19 protein-coding genes are annotated in these 21,274 nt (G+C 36.7%); 12 read left to right on the top strand and 7 right to left on the bottom strand.

The annotated features are described in order from the left end of the window. The first annotated feature begins 182 nt into the window (after positions 1-182). Together purU and ACN1CD_RS01595 are read left to right on the top strand one after the other, a co-directional pair. Positions 183-1,022 carry a formyltetrahydrofolate deformylase gene (purU, locus tag ACN1CD_RS01600; protein WP_419128499.1) on the top strand — a complete coding sequence of 280 codons (840 nt, stop codon included), beginning with the start codon at positions 183-185 and terminating at the stop codon, positions 1,020-1,022. A gap of 744 nt (positions 1,023-1,766) precedes the next feature. After that, positions 1,767-2,462 (top strand): zinc metallopeptidase, encoded by a 696-nt coding sequence (locus tag ACN1CD_RS01595; protein WP_419128498.1) that lies wholly within the window; start codon positions 1,767-1,769, stop codon positions 2,460-2,462. A gap of 100 nt (positions 2,463-2,562) precedes the next feature. On the opposite strand, the gene apaG is transcribed toward ACN1CD_RS01595, so the two are convergent. Continuing rightward, entirely contained in the window at positions 2,563-2,949 is a 387-nt protein-coding gene (gene apaG / locus ACN1CD_RS01590) for a Co2+/Mg2+ efflux protein ApaG (protein ID WP_419128497.1), read from the bottom strand. A gap of 35 nt (positions 2,950-2,984) precedes the next feature. After that, complete coding sequence (gene dusB / locus ACN1CD_RS01585) at positions 2,985-3,992, bottom strand: tRNA dihydrouridine synthase DusB (RefSeq protein WP_419128496.1); 1,008 nt, start codon at positions 3,990-3,992, stop codon at positions 2,985-2,987. Between the two features lie 43 nt (positions 3,993-4,035). Between dusB and ACN1CD_RS01580 the strand changes: the two genes are divergently transcribed. From ACN1CD_RS01580 to ACN1CD_RS01570, 3 genes are read left to right on the top strand one after another with little or no spacing between them, the layout of a single operon-like run. Continuing rightward, on the top strand, positions 4,036-4,962 hold the full coding sequence (locus ACN1CD_RS01580; RefSeq protein WP_419128495.1) for a lysostaphin resistance A-like protein: 927 nt from the start codon (positions 4,036-4,038) through the stop codon (positions 4,960-4,962). Further along, complete coding sequence (locus ACN1CD_RS01575) at positions 4,943-5,149, top strand: putative signal transducing protein (RefSeq protein WP_419128494.1); 207 nt, start codon at positions 4,943-4,945, stop codon at positions 5,147-5,149. Before ACN1CD_RS01580 ends, ACN1CD_RS01575 begins: the two co-directional genes overlap by 20 nt. Before the next feature lie 47 nt (positions 5,150-5,196). After that, positions 5,197-6,006 carry a phosphatidate cytidylyltransferase gene (locus ACN1CD_RS01570; RefSeq protein WP_419128493.1) on the top strand — a complete coding sequence of 270 codons (810 nt, stop codon included), beginning with the start codon at positions 5,197-5,199 and terminating at the stop codon, positions 6,004-6,006. A 103-nt stretch (positions 6,007-6,109) separates the two neighbouring features. On the opposite strand, the gene ACN1CD_RS01565 is transcribed toward ACN1CD_RS01570, so the two are convergent. After that, a complete protein-coding gene (locus tag ACN1CD_RS01565) occupies positions 6,110-6,496 on the bottom strand; it encodes an acyl-CoA thioesterase (RefSeq protein ID WP_419128492.1) in 387 nt (128 codons plus the stop codon). 185 nt (positions 6,497-6,681) lie between these two features. Here ACN1CD_RS01565 and ACN1CD_RS01560 point away from each other — a divergent pair, with 185 nt between their 5' ends. Further along, positions 6,682-9,372, top strand: a complete 2,691-nt coding sequence (locus tag ACN1CD_RS01560) for a M14 family metallopeptidase (protein WP_419128491.1) — start codon at positions 6,682-6,684, stop codon at positions 9,370-9,372. 96 nt (positions 9,373-9,468) lie between these two features. After that, on the top strand, positions 9,469-10,185 hold the full coding sequence (locus ACN1CD_RS01555; RefSeq protein ID WP_419128490.1) for a DsbA family oxidoreductase: 717 nt from the start codon (positions 9,469-9,471) through the stop codon (positions 10,183-10,185). A 107-nt stretch (positions 10,186-10,292) separates the two neighbouring features. Here the strand turns inward: ACN1CD_RS01555 and ACN1CD_RS01550 are convergent, their stop codons facing one another. From ACN1CD_RS01550 to mfd, 3 genes are all read right to left on the bottom strand, one after another. Continuing rightward, complete coding sequence (locus ACN1CD_RS01550) at positions 10,293-10,511, bottom strand: DUF3820 family protein (protein ID WP_316754770.1); 219 nt, start codon at positions 10,509-10,511, stop codon at positions 10,293-10,295. Then, entirely contained in the window at positions 10,511-11,647 is a 1,137-nt protein-coding gene (locus ACN1CD_RS01545) for an ATP-binding protein (RefSeq protein WP_419128489.1), read from the bottom strand. The genes ACN1CD_RS01550 and ACN1CD_RS01545 overlap by 1 nt, the downstream gene beginning before the upstream one ends. 90 nt (positions 11,648-11,737) lie before the next feature. Then, positions 11,738-15,076 (bottom strand): transcription-repair coupling factor, encoded by a 3,339-nt coding sequence (mfd, locus tag ACN1CD_RS01540; RefSeq protein WP_419128488.1) that lies wholly within the window; start codon positions 15,074-15,076, stop codon positions 11,738-11,740. 185 nt (positions 15,077-15,261) lie between these two features. On the opposite strand from mfd, the gene ACN1CD_RS01535 reads away from it, so the two are divergent. The 5 genes from ACN1CD_RS01535 (at position 15,262) to ACN1CD_RS01515 (ending at position 20,186) form a co-directional block, all read left to right on the top strand. After that, the gene (locus ACN1CD_RS01535) at positions 15,262-15,564 is read left to right on the top strand and encodes a DUF2752 domain-containing protein (RefSeq protein WP_419128487.1); all 303 of its coding nucleotides are present in this window, start codon (positions 15,262-15,264) and stop codon (positions 15,562-15,564) included. 4 nt (positions 15,565-15,568) lie between these two features. Next, positions 15,569-15,940, top strand: coding sequence for a TM2 domain-containing protein (locus ACN1CD_RS01530; RefSeq protein WP_320463815.1), 372 nt, complete (start codon positions 15,569-15,571; stop codon positions 15,938-15,940). A 766-nt stretch (positions 15,941-16,706) separates the two neighbouring features. Next, the gene (locus ACN1CD_RS01525) at positions 16,707-17,804 is read left to right on the top strand and encodes a Nif3-like dinuclear metal center hexameric protein (RefSeq protein WP_419128486.1); all 1,098 of its coding nucleotides are present in this window, start codon (positions 16,707-16,709) and stop codon (positions 17,802-17,804) included. Further along, positions 17,804-18,547, top strand: a complete 744-nt coding sequence (locus ACN1CD_RS01520; RefSeq protein WP_320463813.1) for a zinc ribbon domain-containing protein — start codon at positions 17,804-17,806, stop codon at positions 18,545-18,547. The genes ACN1CD_RS01525 and ACN1CD_RS01520 overlap by 1 nt, the downstream gene beginning before the upstream one ends. Positions 18,548-18,695: 148 nt before the next feature. Beyond that, the gene (locus ACN1CD_RS01515; protein WP_419128485.1) at positions 18,696-20,186 is read left to right on the top strand and encodes a tetratricopeptide repeat protein; all 1,491 of its coding nucleotides are present in this window, start codon (positions 18,696-18,698) and stop codon (positions 20,184-20,186) included. Here the strand turns inward: ACN1CD_RS01515 and ACN1CD_RS01510 are convergent. Further along, on the bottom strand, positions 20,183-21,262 hold the full coding sequence (locus ACN1CD_RS01510) for a 3-oxoacyl-ACP synthase III family protein (protein ID WP_419128484.1): 1,080 nt from the start codon (positions 21,260-21,262) through the stop codon (positions 20,183-20,185). The genes ACN1CD_RS01515 and ACN1CD_RS01510 overlap by 4 nt on opposite strands. Positions 21,263-21,274: the final 12 nt, after the last annotated feature.

Below are 21,274 nucleotides of genomic sequence, written 5' to 3'. Positions count from 1 at the left end.
GTTTAGTCGCAGATTCGCAGATATTTTCTTAGAAGCTGTCTAAAATTATAATTGATCAACTTACGAAATTCTTCAATGCACAGGCTTTTGAAATTTCGTAAGTTGATCTTCATTTAATAAAATTAGATTTAAATCTGCGAATCTGCGGCCAAATTCCTTATCATTGAATATTAAATATCACGATGAATAAATTAACTGTCCTTATTTCCTGCCCCGATCAGGTTGGCTTGGTCACCACAATTACCAGGATTTTGGCTGCTCACCAGCTTAATATCATCGCTATGCGAGAATTTGTAGATGAAGCTAATAAAGCATTTTTTACTCGGATTGCTTGTACAGGAGATTTTGATCAGACAGATCAACTAACAGAAAAGCTTTTGGAAAGCCTTCCTGATAGAGCTAACGTAGACATTATTAAGAAACAAGAGAAGCAAATTGCCATTCTGGTTACTAAAGAATATCATTGTTTAGCTGAAATTTTGATTAAAAATCAGTTTAAAACTTTAGGTGCAAATGTTCAGTGTGTAATAGGAAATTATGAAGGCTTAAGAGATTTAACTCAAAAGTTAGGTATTCCTTATTTTTATGTTTCACACGAAAATAAAGATAAACCACAATTTGAATCACAAATAAAACAGATTATTAACGAATATGAGGTTGATTATATCGTGTTGGCTAAATTTATGAGAATTCTTTCTGCAGATTTTGTAAAAGATTACGCAGGAAAAATTGTCAATATTCACCATTCATTTTTACCTGCCTTTATTGGCGCCAATCCATACAAGCAAGCTTTCGAAAGAGGCGTAAAAATTATAGGTGCTACAGCTCACTTCGTTACTGATAATTTAGATGAAGGTCCGATTATTACGCAACATACCACACATGTAGATCACAATTTTGGAGTAAAGGAAATAGTTAGGGCTGGAAAAGAAAATGAAAAAAAAGTTTTATTAGATGCGCTTGAACTTATTTTTGAAGATAGAGTATTTGTGAGTGGAAATAAGACAGTGGTTTTTAGATAATCTGCGCATAAAGATGTTCTAAATCTATGTATTAATTAACTGCTGAATAAATATTTAATAAACTAAGAAGCTATTTAAAAATTATAATTTATCAACTTACGAAATTTCAAAAGCCTGTGTGCTGAAGAATTTCGTAAGTTTTGATGAGATTACTATAAAATTTTCGAAGTATTTCCCACAACAAAGGCCACGAAAACTTCGCAATTGATTTTCACTCATGAAATTCAGACAGCTTCTAAGTTTGAAATGTGATCATGTGCTTAGGTTGAACTGGAATGTTCAATTTTCGATACACATTATCCATCAAGTATTTAATGTTCATTTTTAATAATTTTAGTATTAATGGTCAATCTTTTTATTGATCATCAGATATCGTCGGTTTCAGCAAGTATTCACGCTGGTTTTAAGGAAACTTTTTAAGAAATATTTATTAGCATTTGTTTCACATATGTTGGGTAAAAACGACTTCCAAAGTAAGTATACCACCATTTTGATATAGGTATACCATTTCGAAAATCATAAATGAGTCATGTAATTGCAAAGACTGGAAGATCAAATCCTTATAAAATCTGAGGTTTTTAAATGGTTTATAACACCTTAAATGATAAAGTTAGTTCAGCAAAAAATAGTTATTTCTAATTGCATAAATCCTTCTAATGCTATGGTTTAAATGTAGTATTCAGTAGTTTAAATATTATAGGAACGCTTTTTGATATAAGCAAAACGAAAAACATACATAAGAAAATGGGAGTTTATTTAATATTAATCATCCCGGTATTATTGTTGAGCATGTTTGTACAATGGCGTTTTAGAAATAAGTTTTCTAAGTATGCTGAAATGCAAATCAGCTCTGGGTTATCGGGCAAAGAGGTGGCGGAAAGAATGCTGCATGATAATGGAATTTATGATGTGAAAGTGATGAGTACAGAAGGACAATTAACTGATCATTATAATCCATCAGATAGAACCGTAAATTTAAGTACAGACGTATATTACAGCAGAAGTGTTGCAGCTTCGGCAGTAGCAGCACACGAATGCGGGCATGCTGTACAACACTCAAAATCATACTCATGGTTGAATTTAAGAAGTACGATGGTACCGTTGGTGAGCATATCTTCTAACCTTTTACAATGGGTATTACTAATTGGAGTGATGTTACTAGTTGTTAATGTAACACCAATTGTGTTGGCAATAGGTGTGGTTGGACTGGCCTTGGTTACTGTATTTAGCATAATTACCTTACCAGTAGAATTTGATGCAAGCAATAGAGCATTGGCCTGGCTAAAAAATAATCCGGGAGTAATGCAAACACAAGAAGAGAATAGACAAGCTAAAGATGCACTATGGTGGGCTGCTATGACTTACGTTGTTGCTGCTGTAGGAGCATTAGCAAATCTTCTCTATTATGCATCTATGTTATTTGGAAGAAGCAGAGACTAACTATAAATCGTTTAGAAAAAGCAAAAGCGGCAGGAGTTGATCTTGCCGCTTTTGCTTTATTACATATTTATTTATAAATGTCTTGCTTCAATAGCAGATACTAATTAAGTTTATATGGAGCTACTAATGAAAACTCTGGAATATCTACATCAAATTCAAGATCATCCATGGTGCGCTTCATTAAGTATTTTCCTTTCATGCTACCCATGTCAGTTTTTAAATTACAACCCGAAACGTAAACATGTGTTTCGCCTGGTTGAATTATCGGTTGAAGACCTACAACACCTTCGCCCTCTACTTCCCTGCGACTGCTGTTTGAATCAAAGATAAACCACTGACGGCGTAATAATTGTACAGCGTAATCAGAAAGATTAGCAATCTCTACTCTATAAGCGAACATAAAATGCTCGTTCGCCGGATTTGAATATTCTGGCTGATAAATCGTTTCTACCGAAACTTTAACTCCATCTGTAATTGCTGTAACCATGGTGATATACGAATGAGTAAAATTCTTTTCAAAAATCAAGCCATTACGTTTGTAGCATCATAGTTGGCAAATTTTTCTGCCACTTCTTCTAAAATACTATAAATGTTATTGATATCTGGCTCAGCCACTAAACGCATGCGATAAGGTTTAAAATCTGGCAACCCTTTAAAATAGTTGGCATAATGCCGGCGCATTTCAAAAATTCCAGTTTTAGGTCCCTTCCACTCCAGCGATTTATCCAGGTGGGTTCTACAAACTTCAATTCGCTCTTCGATCGTTGGTCCTGGTAAATGCATCCCGGTTTTAAAAAAGTGTTTAACCTCCCGAAAGATCCATGGATAGCCAATAGCAGCCCTGCCAATCATAATGCCATCCACTTCATATTCCATCCGCCAGTTCGCGGCCTTTTCAGGACTATCTACATCGCCATTTCCAAAAATTGGAATTTTAATGCGTGGATTGCGTTTAATTTCGCGAATTAATGACCAGTCTGCTTCGCCTTTATAAAGCTGAGCTCTTGTTCTCCCGTGAATGGTTAAGGCTTGAATACCAACATCCTGAAGTCGTTCTGCTACTTCGTAAACGTTTTTACTGTCATCATCCCAGCCTAAGCGTGTTTTTACAGTTACTGGTTGATGAGATGCCTTAACAACAGCCTCCGTCATCTTTACCATTTTATCAATATCACGAAGTAAGCTGGAACCAGCGCCCTTGCAAACTACATTTTTAACGGGACAACCATAATTAATATCAACTAAATCAGGACCAGCGGCTGAAGCGATTTCAGATGCTTCCCGCATGTGATCAATATCTCCACCAAAAATTTGAATCCCGATTGGCCTTTCATATTCGAAAATATCCAGTTTCTGGATGCTTTTAGCTGCATCACGAATTAAGCCTTCAGATGAAATGAACTCCGTATACATCAAATCAGCACCATTCATTTTACACACATAACGAAAGGGCGGATCACTCACATCCTCCATTGGAGCAAGCAATAAAGGGAATTCACCTAATTCAATATTTCCTATCTTAACAGACATTTTCTATCTTCAACGATTAATAATACACACAAAGGTACAAATAATGAATTTTGTAACACCTAACAAGGAGGAAATCAATCCTTTCTTACAATTACTTTTACTTCTATTTTACGGAATTGCTGGCGGGTTGGTTTTCGGACTAATTGGAATGGCAATCAATTTCCTGATGTACGGAATGGACTTGCTACATAATTTCAATGCGCTTCTGGCTGGTGAAGCACAATATGTAAGTGGACTGAAAATTATTCAGATCCTTTCCTCTATTGGAACATTCATTTTACCCGGAATTGCCCTGGCCTTAACAGAAAAGCAAAAAGTAACATCATTTTATGGATTAAAGCGACCAAAAATATTAGCATTAATGCTCGTATTAATTATTATGATTGCAAGTATGCCATTTATGGAATGGACTGCCATTTGGAACCAGAAAATGGTACTACCGGAATTTTTAAAGGGGATAGAGCGTTGGATGAAAGAAAAAGAAGATGCCGCAATGCAATTAACCATAACCCTTCTCACAGCTAGAAGTAACTTTGATTTTGTGGTTAATCTTTTTATGATTGCTGTTATTCCTGCTATTGGAGAAGAATTAATGTTTCGTGGTGGCGTACAAAGGTCATTAAATAGGGCTTTTAATAATCCGCATGTAGCCATCTGGTTTACAGCGATTATTTTTAGTGCCATACATGTTCAGTTCTACGGATTTATTCCACGCTTGCTTTTAGGTGCTGGTTTTGGTTATTTATATTATTTCAGTGGAAGTCTTTGGTATGCTATTGTTGCGCATTTTATTAATAATGCTTATGCGGTTTGCGCAGCATTTTATATGCAAAAACACAACATGCCATTGAATAATGCAGATGAGCCGATTGGATTTCCTTGGTATGGATATTTAATTAGTGCAATAATTACCATAGCTTTGTTTCAGATTTTTAAAAACAACGCAGAACGTGAGCGAAAACTGGATTAAAGTATATATTACAACTGACACATTTGCAGCTGAGGTATTAAAACAAGGTTTAACAGAGGCTGGGATTCCAGCAGTAACGATGAATAAGCAGTTGGCTGCCTACCACTTAGGTGAAATTCATGTGTTGGTTAATAAAAGTGATTTCGATAAAGCCATTGAGTATATTGTTCAAAATGAAATTGAGTAAATCTTGAATCATTCCTATTTTCCATTACCTATTTTACTTTTTTCAACATGAAAACCAGGGCAATAACAGCTTTCTTTTTTACTATTGTAATGTTAGGCTCTATCTTTTTAGGGAGTTATACTTTTACTATCTTCTATTTAATATTAAGTATTTTATCACTTTTCGAGTTTTATAAACTGATTAAAAATTCAGGGATTCGTCCACATCGCAATATCGGGATTATTGCAGGAGCATTGATATTTTTGATGGCTGCAGGCTTACATTACCTCAAATATGATGTAAAATACCTTTTGCTGTGTATTCCGCTAATTTTTTCGGTATTTATCTCTGAGCTTTACAAGAAAAATAAAATTCCATTTGCCAATATCTCTTACACGTTCGTTGGTTTTGTATATGTAACCATTCCTTTCTGCTTTTTCCATGCCTTAGGATTTTTAAAAAACTGGAGTGAATATAATTTTCATTTACCACTTGCTTTTTTATTAATGCTTTGGGCCAATGATACAGGGGCTTACCTTTTTGGCGTAAGATACGGCAAACGTAAATTATTCGAGCGCCACTCACCTAAAAAGAGCTGGGAAGGTTTTTTTGGAGGGATGTTTACCAGCGTTGTCGTAGCATTCGGATTATCTTATGTATTTACCGAAAATCCATCATGGGTTTGGGCAGGAATGGCCGTATTGATTGCCTGTTTTGGAACTTTAGGTGATTTGGTAGAATCGATGCTGAAGCGCAGTTTAGATACAAAAGATAGTGGAGGCTTATTGCCTGGTCATGGCGGTTTATTAGATCGTTTCGATGGATTATTATTAGCTGCTCCAGTAGTTTATGCTTATTTGTATCTGATTTTGTATTAATCATACCCCCAAATAAGGGATATATTTTCTTTCTGCTGGTGAGATACCAGCCGATAGGGAAAAATGAAGTTTCCTTTTTTTTATTTCGAAGATAAGTTTAAGGCTATTTAATTACCTGAACTGGTTTTTTGTTTTCATCTATGGCGACAAAGGTAAAACTTCCATGTACGGCTAATTCACGGCCCTCGGCATACATTTGCTCGATATAAATCTCTACGTTTACTTTTAAACTGGTATTCCCAACGTGAATTACTTTACCTATTAATTCCACAATAGTACCTGCCGGAATTGGTTTTTTAAAGTCGATTCTATCACTGCTTACCGTTACCATAATCTGCCTGCTGAAGCGCGTAGCGGTAATAAATGCCACTTCATCCATTAAATGCATGGCTGTACCACCAAATAAGGTATCATAATGATTTGTAGTATTTGGAAAAACGGCTTTAAAGATGCTCGTAGTTGAGTTTTTGATTCTTTCTTCTAAGGTCATGATCATGAAATTGGCTTTTGTAACTCCCCAAGGGCGGAACTTGCCAAATCTAATATTCCTAAATTAATTTGCGGAACATTTGTGCTAAAAAATCAACTAAAAAAGCTCATGTAACAAATTTACATCATGCAGTTTTCCGATTCGTTTCTCTATTATATTTGATTATCCAACAAACAATCCTGATTATGATAAAAAACTACTTAAGAAAGTCGTGCTTTGCTTTTTTAATGATTACCTCTGGGATGGTTTATGCCCAAGAAGTTCCTTCTCCTAAATCGCATTTTGGCTTCGATATCGGAGACAATTACCAACTTGCTACTTATACGCAAACAGATGCTTATTTTAAAAAATTAGCGCAAACGTCTAAGCGCGTTAAACTGGTCGATATTGGAAAAACCGAAGAAGGCAGAAGTCAATACATGGTGATTGTTTCTTCGCCAGAAAACATTCAGAAATTAGATCGATATAAAGAGATTTCACAACAGCTAGCGCACGCAGAAATTACGCCTGTACAGGCAAAAGCATTAGCAAAAGAGGGAAAGGCTGTAGTGTGGATTGATGGCGGCTTACATGCCACAGAAACTGTAGGTGCACATCAGTTAATTCAAACAGCTTATGAATTTGCTTCGAAAACTGATCCTGAAACCACTAAAATTCTGGATAATGTGATCATTTTATTTACGCATGCCAATCCTGACGGGCAAGAGTTGGTTACCAATTGGTACATGCGTGAAAAAGATACCGCTAAAAGAACATTATCGGGCTTACCTGTACTTTATGAAAAATATGCAGGCCATGATAACAACCGTGATTTCTTTATGCTGAACTTGAAGGAAACACAAAACATCGGGCGTCAGCTTTTTATAGAATGGATTCCTCAGATTATGTATAACCACCACCAGGCAGGTCCGGCAGGAACGGTGGTTGCTGGTCCACCCTATCGCGATCCTTTTAACTATGTGTTTGATGCCACACTTTTAACCAGTTTAGATGCCGTTGGCGCAGCCATGCACACGAGATTAAATGTAGAAGGAAAGCCTGGTTACACGCAACGTGGCGGATCTGTATTTTCTACCTGGTACAATGGTGGTTTAAGAACAACTACCTATTTTCATAACATGATTGGTCTGCTTACAGAGATTGTAGGTAGCCCTAGCCCTTCTGAAATTCCTTTGGTACCTTCTCGCTTGTTACCGAACAGTGATTCGCCAAATCCGGTTACGCCACGAAAATGGTATTTCAAAAACTCGATTGATTATTCCGTTTCTTTAAACTATGCAGTGTTGAATTATGCCCAAAGACATGCTGATGAATTACTTTTCAATATTTATCAAATGGGTAGAAATTCGATCGATAAAGGCAAAAAAGATACCTGGTCATTTTCTCCAAAAAAAATAGAGGCCATTAATGCAGCAGCCAAAAAGGGAGGCTCGAATACTGCGGCAGGCGATGTCGAATTTGGTGGTAGAAACACGATGAATGTAAAGTATTTTGATACCGTGATGAATGCACCAACTAACAGAGATCCCAGAGGATATATTTTATCTGCCGATCAACCTGATTTTAATTCTGCCATTAAGTTTTTGAATGCTTTGATTCGTACAGGGATTGTGGTCGAAAAAGCCACTGCTTCTTTTGCTGTTTCTGGAAAAAAATATCCGGCTGGAAGTTACGTGGTTAAAACTGATCAGGCTTTCCGGCCGCATGTTTTGGATATGTTTGAGCCACAAGATCATCCAAATGATTTTAAATATGAAGGTGGTGCGCCTATTCCACCTTATGATGCCGCAGGTTGGACATTGGCTTATTTAATGGATGTGAAATTTGATCGCATTCAGGATTATTTTAACGGACCGTTTGAAAAAAATCCTTATGGAAAGCTATTGGTTCCTGAAAACAAACTCACAGGAACGAGCTATGTTTTAAGCGCTGCACAAAACGATTCTTACACTGCTGTAAACGATTTATTGAAGAAAAATTTACCAGTATACCGTTCAAATGAAAATGGAGATTTCTATGTTTCTGCAGCTGGGAAATTTATCCTGGAGAAATCAAATGTGAAAATAAAGCAGGCTACCGAGATTAAAGATAAAAGTAAGGTTTCAGCAGCAAAAATTGCCTTGTGGGATAACTATGGCGGATCGATGGCTTCAGGCTGGATGCGGTTCATTATGGAGCAATATCATTACGATGCAACAGTGATTTATCCACAGGATATAGATGCAGGAAATTTAAAGTCTAAATATGATGTTATTCTTTTCGTTGGCGGCGCAATTCCTTCTCCACAAGGTGGTAGTTTTGTTTCGAGGACTTTCGGACCAAAAGCAGACGATATTCCGGCCAATTACAGAAACCGCCTGGGAAGAGTTACTGCAGATAAATCTGTGCCTCAGCTGAAGAAATTTTTAGAAGATGGTGGAAATATTGTAACCATCGGTAGTAGTACCAATTTGGCCTACCATTTAAACCTTCCTGTTCGAAGTGCGGTGACAGAAATTGTGAATGGCGAAGAAAAGCGACTACCTGCGGAAAAATATTATGTTCCTGGAAGTGTTTTAAAGGTTGGCGTAGATACGAAACAACCTGCCAATTGGGGAATGGAAAAAGATGCTGATGTTTATTTTGACAACAGTCCTGTTTTTAAGCTAACTGGAGATGCAATTGCGGCCGGGAAAATTAAGCCCTTAATGTGGTTTGATTCTGCTACCCCTTTGCGTAGCGGATGGGCCTGGGGCCAAGCTTATTTACAAGATGGCGTAACTGCTTTCGAAGCAAATGTAGGGAAAGGAAAGTTACTTGCTTTTGGTCCGGAAATTGCCTTTAGGGCACAAACTCATGGAACGTTTAAGCTGATATTTAATCAGCTTTATAAATAAATTTATACAGATGCTTAGAGGCCACTTATCATAAGGATAGTGGCCTTTTTACTTTCTCTTTACTAACATCAATTTTTAACCACCTAATTTTGCTTTATGAAAGTAGAAATCTGGTCGGATGTAATGTGTCCGTTTTGTTATATAGGTAAGCGACATTTCGAACAGGCAATTGAAAAATTACCTTTTAAAGATGAAATCGAAGTAGATTGGAAAAGTTATCAGCTAAATCCTGAATATCAGAATACAAATAATGAAACCATCTATGATTACCTAAGTAGAAATAAAGGTATGCCAGTTGAGCAAGCGAGACAAATGACTAAACAGGTAGTTGATATGGCAGCAGATGCTGGATTAAATATCGATTTTGATCACAATGTTCCTGCCAATACATTCGATGCTCATCGCCTCATACATTTAGCAGCTAAACATAATCTTCAGGATGTAGCGGAAGAAAAATTGTTTGAAGCTCACTTTGTGAACGGTTTAAATATAGGTGATGTTGAAGTTTTAACTGATCTTGCTGTTGGAATTGGATTAGATCGATCAGAAGCAGAAAAGGTTCTCAATAACGATGAGTTCGCTGAAGCGGTTCGTTATGACATTTATGAAAGTCAGAATTTAGGTATTCGCGGTGTTCCATATTTTGTAATGGATAGAAAGTTTGGTGTTTCAGGTGCTCAGCCAGTAGAAGCTTTTACGGAGGCATTAACCCAAAGTTTTACGGCATGGAAAGATGCGCAGCCCAAAACCGTGCTTACTTCCTTGAATAAAAATAATGATGCCATTTGTGATGAGAATGGTTGTGAGATTTAATTATATATCCCGCAGATTGTGCAAAACACGCAGATTTTTATGCGCAGATCACCTTAATCTGCGGGACATTTCTTAGCATACCTTATACTTGATCTATTCCGGTTTATTTACCGATTTTGATTCTTTAATGGTGTTAGAAGATACTCTAAACCGTTAACCCTGATTTCAAACATAGTCGCCATCAAATCTCCTAACTTGCCCTTCGGAAAGCCTTTGTCCTTATACCATAACAAATAACTTTCCGGAATATTACAGATCAAATAACCCTTGTATTTTCCGTAAGGCATTTGCATTTTAACTAAGTCGAGTAATAAGGTAGGATCCATTAAAGTATAAAATCTAAGTAATTGTCTTTATTAATAATTGAAAATGAGGCATGCGGATAATTTTTCGCAAAAAAGCCGGGAATCTTCTTTTTTTGATTGCTCCATTTAAAGTCTACGGCCACCATCTCTCCATTTTTAGTTTCAATTAAATCAATTTCCTGTTGATCGTAAGTTCGCCAAAAATAATACTGGGCACCCTGTTGTTCGTAACTGGTTTTTTTAATCCGCTCACTAAACCCATAGTTTTCCCATAAAATACCCTGATCATTCCGGAGCGATAACAGCCTAAAATCATTGATAATCGCATTTCTAATGCCATTATCATAAAAATACCATTTAGAAGATTTGGTAACCTCTTTGCGGAGGTTATTGCTATATCCACCAACTTTATAAATGATAAATACCTTCGATAGCAAATCAAGATAACGATCAACAGTATTTTTACTAATTCCTAATGACCTGGAAAGTTCGTCAATTGAAACTTCTGAGCCAATCTGCAAGGCAATGAGTTTAAGTAGATCGAATAGTTTGTTACTGTTCTGAATATTTTCATAGATCAAAATATCTTTCAGCAAATATGATTTAACCAATTCTGTTAAGTATTGTGCTTTCTCTGCCAGGGTATCTAATTGAAATATTTCGGGGTATGAACCAAAAATTAGCCTTTCTTCCAGGTTTTGAGCAGTTTGTAAGCCATTTTCATTTTGTGCCAATTCTAATTGCGCAATCGGATACAAATAATAAGTTATACTTCTGCCTGTAAGTGGCTCTCCGGTTTGGTTAGAAAGATCAAATGCAGATGAACCACTCGCGATAATCGTTAAATCTTTAAAGCTATCAATTAGTAACTTTAAAATTTTACCGATTTCAGGAATTACCTGTGCTTCATCAATCACCAATAATTTACTGTTACCTAAAATTCTTTTGTAATTAGCTGCAGTTCTGGTGGCGAGTAAGGTTTGGATATCCTGATCTTCTCCATTCAAAAAAAGATATTCTATGTTTGCTTCAGCAGTAATCTGCTCAATGAGCCAGGTTTTGCCAACCCTCCGCGTTCCAAATAGTAAAATCACTTTGTTCTTCCCAATTTTATGGAGAATAGTTAATTTTAAATATCTGGAAATCTGACTTAGCATAATCCAAAGATAAGCAAATAATATTAATTCAGTCAGCCGACTGACTGAATTAACGTTAATTCAGTCAGTCGGCTGACTGAATTAACGTTTTTAATCAATAAATGCTAAAGTTTGAATGGCTTCTTCAACTGTACTAACATGATCAAAAGCGATCCTTAATGTATTTTTAACTTCTTTTAAGTTACACATTCGAGGATGGTTTTGAGCAAAAGTTAATATTTTGGTAAATGTATTAGAGTCGAAATATTTCGATTGTTTATCACTTAGGAAATAACCACGAAGGCTATTTTTCTTAAAGCTAATTTTTTCAAAACCTAATTTTTTACCAAACCATTGTAGCCTAACCACACTTAACATGGTTTTTACCTGTGGCGGAACAGGACCAAAACGATCGGCTAAATGTTTTTCAAATACAGCCAGTTCGGTTTCATTGCTTAATTTAGAAAGCTCTGTATATAAATTATAACGTTCGGTAATATTGGTGATATAGGCATCAGGAATATATAACTCAAGGTCGGTATCTACCTGGGTAAAGCCAACAAATGGTCGTTCAGGTTCATTCTCAAACAAGCCTTTAAACTCTGCTTCTTTCAGTTCCTGAATGGCTTCATCTAATATTTTGTGGTACATTTCAAAGCCAATTTCTGCTATAAAACCACTTTGCTCCGCACCCAGCAGGTTTCCGCTACCACGTATATCCAGATCCCGCATGGCCACATTAAATCCACTTCCTAAATCAGAGAATTCCTCGATTGCACTTAAGCGTTTTCTTGCTTCAGAAGTTAAAGTAGAAAGCGGAGGTGAAAGTAAGTAACAGAAAGCTTTTTTATTGCTTCTGCCTACACGGCCACGCATCTGGTGTAAGTCACTTAGCCCAAACATGTGTGCATGATTGATAATGATGGTGTTGGCGTTAGGAATATCCAAACCTGCTTCTATAATGGTAGTAGCAACCAGAACATCCTTTTCACCGTTTATAAAATCAAGCATTACATCTTCCAGGGCATCACCATCAAGTTTTCCATGGGCAATGCCGATTCTGGCTTTTGGCACCAGCTTCTGGATCATTCCGCCCAATTGCATTAAATCATTTACACGGTTGTGAATGAAGAAAACCTGCCCGCCACGGTCTAATTCAAATTGTACAGCTTCCTGAATCAGTTTATCATTAAATACATGCAATTCGGTACTTACCGGCTGACGGTTTGGTGGTGGTGTGCTGATGATGGATAAATCCCGCGCACCCATTAAAGAAAAGTGCAATGTTCTTGGAATTGGTGTTGCGGTAAGCGTTAGGGTGTCTACATTAACACGAACAGCCTTTAGCCTTTCTTTAGCTGTTACACCAAATTTTTGCTCTTCATCAATAATCATGATGCCCAGATCCTTAAACTTCACATCTTTGCTGAGTAAGCGATGCGTACCAATCAGGATATCAACTTTTCCCGATGCGGCTTCTGCCAGAGTATCTTTAATCTGCTTGTTGGTTTTGAAACGATTAATGTAATCTACCGTAACCGGAAAATCTTTTAACCGTGAAGAAAAGGTTTTAAAATGCTGTAAAGCCAGGATAGTTGTTGGAACCAATATGGCTGCCTGTTTACCTTCGGCTACAGCTTTAAAGGCCGCACGTACTGCAATTTCCGTTTTGCCAAAGCCTACATCTCCACAAACCAAACGATCCATTGGATGTGGCGCTTCCATATCCTTTTTCACATCCTGGGTGGCTTTTAACTGATCAGGCGTATCTTCATAAATAAAGGAAGCCTCCAATTCGGTTTGCAGGTAGCCATCGGGAGAGAAAGCCGTTCCAGCCTGGGTTTTTCTTAGCGCATAAAGTTTAATCAAGTCACGGGCAATGTCTTTAACTTTTTTTTTTGTAGTTTTTTTGAGTTTGTCCCAGGCATCGGTACCCAGCTTATTCATTTTTGGAACACCACTTTCTTTACCACTATATTTTGCAATGCGGTTAAGGGAGTTGATGTTTACGTAAAGCAAGTCATTGTCTGCATAAATTAAACGGATCATTTCCTGCGTTTTGCCGTTTACTTCCACCTTTTCCAATCCAGCATATTTTCCAATACCATGATCAATATGGGTAACATAATCGCCTGATTTTAATTCACGCAAATCTTTAAGTGTAATCGCCTGGCTTTTCTGGTATCCCTTTTTTAGCTTGTATTTATAATAACGATCAAAAATCTGGTGATCGGTATAAAAAGCCGTTTGAATCTGAGGATCTACAAAACCCTCCCTGAGCATGCTGTTAATTGGCGTAAACTTCGCAGTTTTATCGATATCTTCTAAAATGGCATATAAACGCTCAATTTGTTTAGGGGAATCGGTAAAAATGAAATTTACAATACCTTCTTTTTCATTCTCCTTTAAATTATGAATGAGCAGGTTAAAATCTTTATTAAAGGATGGCTGTGGTTTGGTTTCAAACTCGAATCGATCATCAGTTTTATAAAAGAACTGCTTTCCAAATTCTATTAAAGGGAAATCATGTAAATGATCACCCAGTAATTTTTCATCGCTGAAAGCAAACTTAGGATCAATCCACTCTAGGTTCTGCGCTTTATCTGCTAACGAAAGCGCTTTCCAAAGTTCTACAGCTTTCTTATAACCTGCTTTTACAATATCTAAAGTAAATTCAACATCTCTAAGCCAAAGCTGCGTATCCTGATCTATATAATCGAGGATGCTAATGTTGCTTTCTGTTAGAAATTTGGCTTGTACGTTTGGAACAATGGTAAGCGATTTAACACTATTTACCGATAGCTGGCTTTCAATTTCAAAGCTGCGGATGCTTTCCACCTCATCGCCGAAAAACTCAATCCGGTAAGGTAAATCAGAAGAAAATGAAAAAATATCTACAATACCACCGCGAATGGAAAACTGGCCGGGTTCATAAACAAAATCCCTTCGGTCGAAATCATAATCAATTAAAAATTCATTGATAAAATCAATTCCCAATTTAGCACCAAGGCTAATTTCCAATGTGTTTTTTTCTAAGGCAGAGCGATCGATCACCTTCTCTGCGATGGCTTCAGGATAGGAAACCACAACTTTACCATACTCCGAATCGTGATTCAGTTCATTAAGTACTTCTGCACGGGCCAACACGTTTGCGGTATCTACCTGTGTAAAATCGAAAGATTTACGGTACGAGGATGGGAATAACAAAACCTGCTTATCCAGCACGCTTTCCAAATCAGATTGAAAGTATGCTGCTTCTTCCCTATCCGGGAGAATAAAAAGCATTGGTTTATGTAATAAAAAGTAAGAGGAAAGTGCTACAATAGCATCGGCAGAACCCACTAATCCCTTTAATTGTATCTTCGGGCTTTTAGAAGCGTTTAACGCTTTGGTAAATTGGGTTACCCTCTCGTCTGTCTTGTATCTGTTTATTAAATCGCGAATGTTCAAGGCACAAAAATAAGCTTATTCTTTAATATTAACCCCGAAATATGTTAAAGGTTTTTTAAGTTTGTGCTAATGTTTGTTCGTTCGCAAGTCCTGATTCGTCGGATTATATTTACTGTTTGTCGAATAAGCGTATATTCCTGTAACAAAGCAAATCTCAAATCCTCTAAAATACATAAATTGAAAGCATGAGACCCATTAAAAACTTCCCATTAGAACTAGCGTTCTGGGTGATGGCTTTAGTGTTACTGGCAACAGCAAATGGTCATGAACATCACTTTACACTTTGTCCGCTAGCTAATTTAGGCTACGAGGGTTGGTGTCCGGGATGTGGATTGGGAAGGTCGATTAGCCATATTTTTCATGGTGAATTTACCGAAAGCTTTTCCGAACATTGGTTCGGGTTTCCGGCACTTTTAATTATAGTTTACAGAATTTATACATTGATCAGAAATAAACAAAAATTTAAAACATTAACCACAAATACATAAAGCCATGGATATATTTCAATCACCTCTAATGTCGTTACCAGGTATAACGCCAGAAGAATATGCATACTTACAACAAGCTACAACAGGTTTAAATGAGCAGCAACTGCGTAATTTCTTAATGATTTACGGCAGCCGCAGAAAGCAACCGTCAGAAATTTTATTATTAGCCTTAATTGGATTTTTAGGTTTCGCCGGAATACATCGTTTTGTTATCGGTCAGATTGGAATGGGTCTTTTATACTTTTTCACTGGTGGATTATGTATGATTGGAACTATTGTAGATGTGATCAACCACAAAAGCCTTGCCTTTGAATATAATCAGAAAGCAGTTTTCGAAAGCTTACAAATGGTAAGAATGGGTGGTGGATTTCAATAAACGTTCCTGAATTGCAATTTTAAAAGCCTCAACGGGAGAAAGATTTAATATAATTTTTTAAAAATAAGGACCGTATTACTTTTAAAGTTTGGCCCGCTATATACTATAAGTCCGCAAATAATGAAGAATCTGGTTTGCGGACTTTTTGTTTCCATTACAACAAAAAAATCTCAATCTATCTGAGCCAAATGCCTTAACAGTTAAATAATTGATAATTAAATTAAAGCGATCATCAAGCAGTCATAAAACCATTTAGAAATATAGAAAATATAAGAACTTCAATTTAATTAGAGTTGTTAATCTATATGAACTATATGATAAATAATTGATAATTAAATTAAAGTGATTATCAAGCAGTCATAAAACCATTTAGAAATATAGAACATATAAAAACTTCAATTTAATTAGAGTTGTTAATCTATATGAGCTATATATCTATATGATAAATAATTGATAATTAAATTAAAGGGATCATCAAGCAGTCATAAAACCATTTAGAAATATAGAATATAAGAACTTCAATTTAATTAGTTGTTAATCTATATGAAACTAAATGCGTATAAGGTAAATTATTAGATATTTAAGACACATTAAATGGACGTCGAAAGGACAACCTCTCCTAAGGCATCATCTCAATTGGAGCGCAGCGGAACAGAGAGATCTTTGAAATTCACTTTAATAGTTCTATTAAATATTTGACCACTGCAGTTGGAATAACCGTTCTGCTATATTCCTTTTCAACAAAAACCTTTTCTATATTTATACCATGAAATTAGCTGAAATTACCAATTACTTAGAAAGCATTGCCCCGCTAAATTACCAGGAAGATTACGATAATTCGGGGTTGATTGTTGGCGATCCGAATATGGATGTTCGTGCAGCCCTGGTTGCTTTAGATTGCATCGAAGCCATTGTTGATGAAGCCATTTCTACAGGTTGTAATTTGATTATTACCCACCATCCAATCGTTTTTAAAGGGTTAAAAAAGCTAAATGGAAAAAACTACGTAGAACGTGTGGTATTAAAAGCCATTAAAAATAATATCGCCTTATATGCCATTCATACCAATCTGGATAGCGTACATACAGGTGTAAATGCCCGCATTTGCGAGCGGTTGGGTTTGAGCGGAACCAAAGTACTTTTACCTAAAACAGGGTTGTTAAAAAAGCTGGTTACCTATTGTCCGCATGCACAGGCAGAGCAGTTGCGTTCGGCATTATTTTATGCTGGTGGCGGGAACATTGGAAACTACAGCGAATGTAGTTTCAATGCCGATGGTTTTGGAACCTTTAAAGGCAATGAAGCATCCGATCCTTTTGTTGGTGAAAGAGGTGTTCGCCATCAAGAGGCAGAAACCCGGATCGAAATCGTTTATCCCACGCAGGCTGAAAGAAAGATTCTACTTGCGCTGTTTGAAAACCATCCTTACGAAGAGGTAGCTTACGATATCTATAAATTGGAGAACAAACATCAGCTGGTTGGATCTGGCATGTTGGGTTGGCTGGAATACGATATGGACGCCTACGATTTTTTACACCTGGTAAAAGACAGAATGCAGGCCAGAGTGGTTCGGCATACGGCCGTAACTGGAAAAAGAATTAAAAAAGTAGCAGTGTGTGGCGGCTCCGGAAGTTTCCTTTTAAAAGAGGCAATTGCTGCAGGGGCAGATGCTTTTATTACAGCAGATTTTAAATACCATGAGTTTTTCGATGCAGAGGAAAAAATCATCATTGCTGACATTGGACACTTTGAAACTGAACAATTTACATCAAATTTATTGGTTGAAATTATTCAGAAAAAATTTACTAACTTTGCAATCCGTTTAACGGAGCAAAATACAAACCCAATTAATTACTTGTTTTAATGGAACAAACCGTAGAACAAAAGCTAAAAGCTTTATACGAATTACAAAATATCCACACCAAAATTGATAAAATCCGCCAGGTACGTGGCGAATTACCAATGGAAGTTGCCGACTTAGAGGATGATGTTTTAGGATTAGAAACTAGAATTTCAAAAATCAAAGCGGAGCTTGATGACCTGGAAGATTCAATCGTAACGCGTAAAAATACGATCAAAGATGCTCAGTCTTCTATAAAAAAATACGATACTCAATTAAAAGAAGTTAAAAATAACCGTGAATACGATGCTTTAACCAAAGAAATTGAGATTCAAGGTTTAGATATTCAGGTTTCTGAGAAAAAAATTAAAGAACACGGTTTCGAAATCACCTCTAAAACTGAAATCTATGAAGCTGCCAAAGCAGAATTAGATGGTAGAAAAAAAGATTTAGAAATTAAAAAGGGTGAACTTGATGTGATCACTGCTGAAACTGAAAAAGAAGAGCAAGATTTACAAAAGAAAGCTGATAAAGCAGAACCTCAGATTGAGGAACGTTTATTAGTTGCTTACAAACGTTTACGCAAAAATGCAGTTAACGGTTTAGCCGTTGTAACTATTGATCGTGATTCATGTTCAGGTTGTTTTAACCAAATTCCGCCTCAACGCCAGTTAGATATTCGTCAACGTAAAAAAATTATCGTTTGCGAGCATTGTGGTCGTATCCTTGTTGATGAGGCTTTAACACACGAAGTAGCAGAAGGTTAATTAAACCCAAAATTATATTATTTAAAACGTCTCGACCAAATCGGGGCGTTTTTTTTGCTTTTACGCAAAACAAGAATAAAATTTTAGCGTTTAAAAATACTGCTTCATTTCAGCTATATCAATTAAACCAAATGAATACCATCAACAAATGACGAAAAAACAGCGTTTCATTGTGCTCTCTGCTCTATTCATATTGCCGTCTACATCGCTTTTTGCAAATTTCGATTTCAACGCCAATTGCCTTAAGGCCTATAAAAGTATTTTTGACCTAAAGCTTGGGAATGCCAGAGCCTATATATCGACAGAAAAGAAGCAACACCCCAAAAACGCCATTATTCCGCTTTTAGAAAACTATGTTGATTATTTTACGCTGGTTACATCAGAAAGCAAGTCTGATTTCGATCGGCTAAAAGGCAATAAATCTGCCCGTTTAGATCAGATTAGTGATGATGACAAAAAATCTCCATACTATCTGTATGCGCAAGCTGAAATAAATTTGCAGTGGGCTTTAATTCGTGGTCGCTTTGGTGAGTTTTTTAATGCGGCAATGGAAGTTAAGAAAGCCAATAGCCTCCTTCAGGAAAACGCTAAGAAATTTCCGGATTTTCAACTCAACTTTAAAGGTTTAGGCTTAATTAACGCTGTTTTGGGTAATCTACCTGATGGAGCTTTAAAGACTGCACTTTCTACTTTTGGTATCAAAGGAAACATGCAAACCGGACTTAATATGTTTGAAAAACTTGCTGATTATTTACCTAAATCATCTTATGAGCCATTTTATGATGAAGTGGTATTTTATTATGCTTATGTACTTACAGATGTGGCACATAGTCCTTCTGCCTATGTTAAAACTATGAAATATACGGAGCGTATCGCCGACACCAGTCTTTTAAAAAGTTACTTACAGAGTTATGTTTGTTTGAAAAATGCGCATAATGACGAAGCCATACAGATTTTATCTAAAAAACCAGAAGGTGGAGTTTATCAGCCATTTCCATATCTCGATTACCTGGAAGGCCTAGCTCATCTGAATAAGCTGGATCTTAATGCCGGGATTTATTTCAATCGCTTTTTGCAATCAAATAAGGGCGTTAATTATATTAAAGACAGCAACCTTCATCTTGCCTGGATTTCGCTTTTAAAAGGAGATAAAACGGGCTACACCACTTACGTAGCTAAATCGATAAATAATGGTTACCTGTATACAGAAAAAGATAAGCAGGCTAAAAATGAAGCAGCGGCGCCAGCGCCACCTATTGATCTCCTAAAAACACGTTTATTATTTGATGGAGGATACTTAACTAAAGCCTTGCAGGTACTGGCAGATAAGCAAACTTCGGATTATGCAAGCGATAAAGATAAAGCCGAATTTAATTATCGATTAGGCAGGGTTTATGATGGTTTAAATAAGGATGATCAGGCATTAGTTGCCTATCAGGCATCAATTAATCAGGGGAAAAACCTGAAATATTATTTTGCTGCAAATGCAGCGATACAGATAGGGAAGATTTACGAGAAAAAAAGAAACTTTGTAAAAGCAAAAGAGGCTTTCAATACGGCCATAGCCATGAAAAATCATGAATATGAGAACAGCATTGAAAGCCAGGCAAAAGCAGGTTTGAAAAGACTGGCTAATTAAAACCGATACACGAATGCATTAATGTGCATTCCGGCACCTACCGAGGCAAAAACAGCTATGTCTCCAGCTTTAACTTTATAGCCTTTAACTTCTTCTTTTAAAACTAAATCAAGCAAGGTTGGTATAGTAGCTACAGAGCTATTACCTAACCAGGAAATCGTCATCGGCACCAGGTTTTCTGGCACAGTATCTTTACCGTAAAGTTTAAAAAGACGTTTCATAATGGCAGTGTCCATTTTGCCGTTTGCCTGATGTACGAATACGATATTAACATCATCCACACTTAATCCTGCCTTATCAATCGCCTTTTTAATTACCTGAGGAACCTGCACTACGGCAAACTCATAAAGCTTACGGCCATTCATCTTTAAATATAAATTCCCATTATCTTCTTCCGGATGCGATCCTTTGCCCATGGTAAGCAGGTTGCCATAGTTTACGGCGTGGGTTTCAGTTTTGTGGGCTAAAATTCCGGTTTTTTGATCCTGCTCTTCTGTGCCTTCAAAGATCACGGCACCTGCTCCATCAGAAAAAATCATGCTGTCGCGATCATGAGGATCGATAATTCTACTCAAGGTTTCTGCGCCAATCACCATTACGCGTTTGGCATCACCACTTTTAATAAAATAATCTGCCTGTATCGATCCTTGAACCCAACCAGGACAACCAAAAATAATATCATAAGCAACGCAGTCAGGATTTAATATCTCCAATTGTTGCTTCACTTTAGCGGCCAGAGATGGAAGAATATCAACCCTGTTGCTACCTGATGGAATGTCTCCAAAGTTATGGCAGAAGATAATATAATCCAATGTCTCTTTGTCAATCCCTGCATTTTCAATCGCCTTTTCAGCAGCTTTAGCACCGATGTGATTACTTAATTGTTGCTCACTAATGTATCTGCGCTCTACGATTTCGGTGATCTCAGAGAATTTTTGGATGATCTCGGCATTTTCTTTTTCAATGCGATTTCCGTTCTCAAAAAAAGTCGAATTCAGGAATTCATTACCAGAAATTATATTTTCAGGGATGTAACTTCCTGTGCCGGTTATTACCGTATTTATTACTTTGCTCATAAATTATAATAC

This window comes from Pedobacter sp. N23S346 (genome assembly GCF_048515415.1).
In the GTDB taxonomy this organism is placed as follows: Bacteria; Bacteroidota; Bacteroidia; order Sphingobacteriales; family Sphingobacteriaceae; genus Pedobacter.
This window is presented reverse-complemented; position numbering and strand designations above follow the sequence as displayed.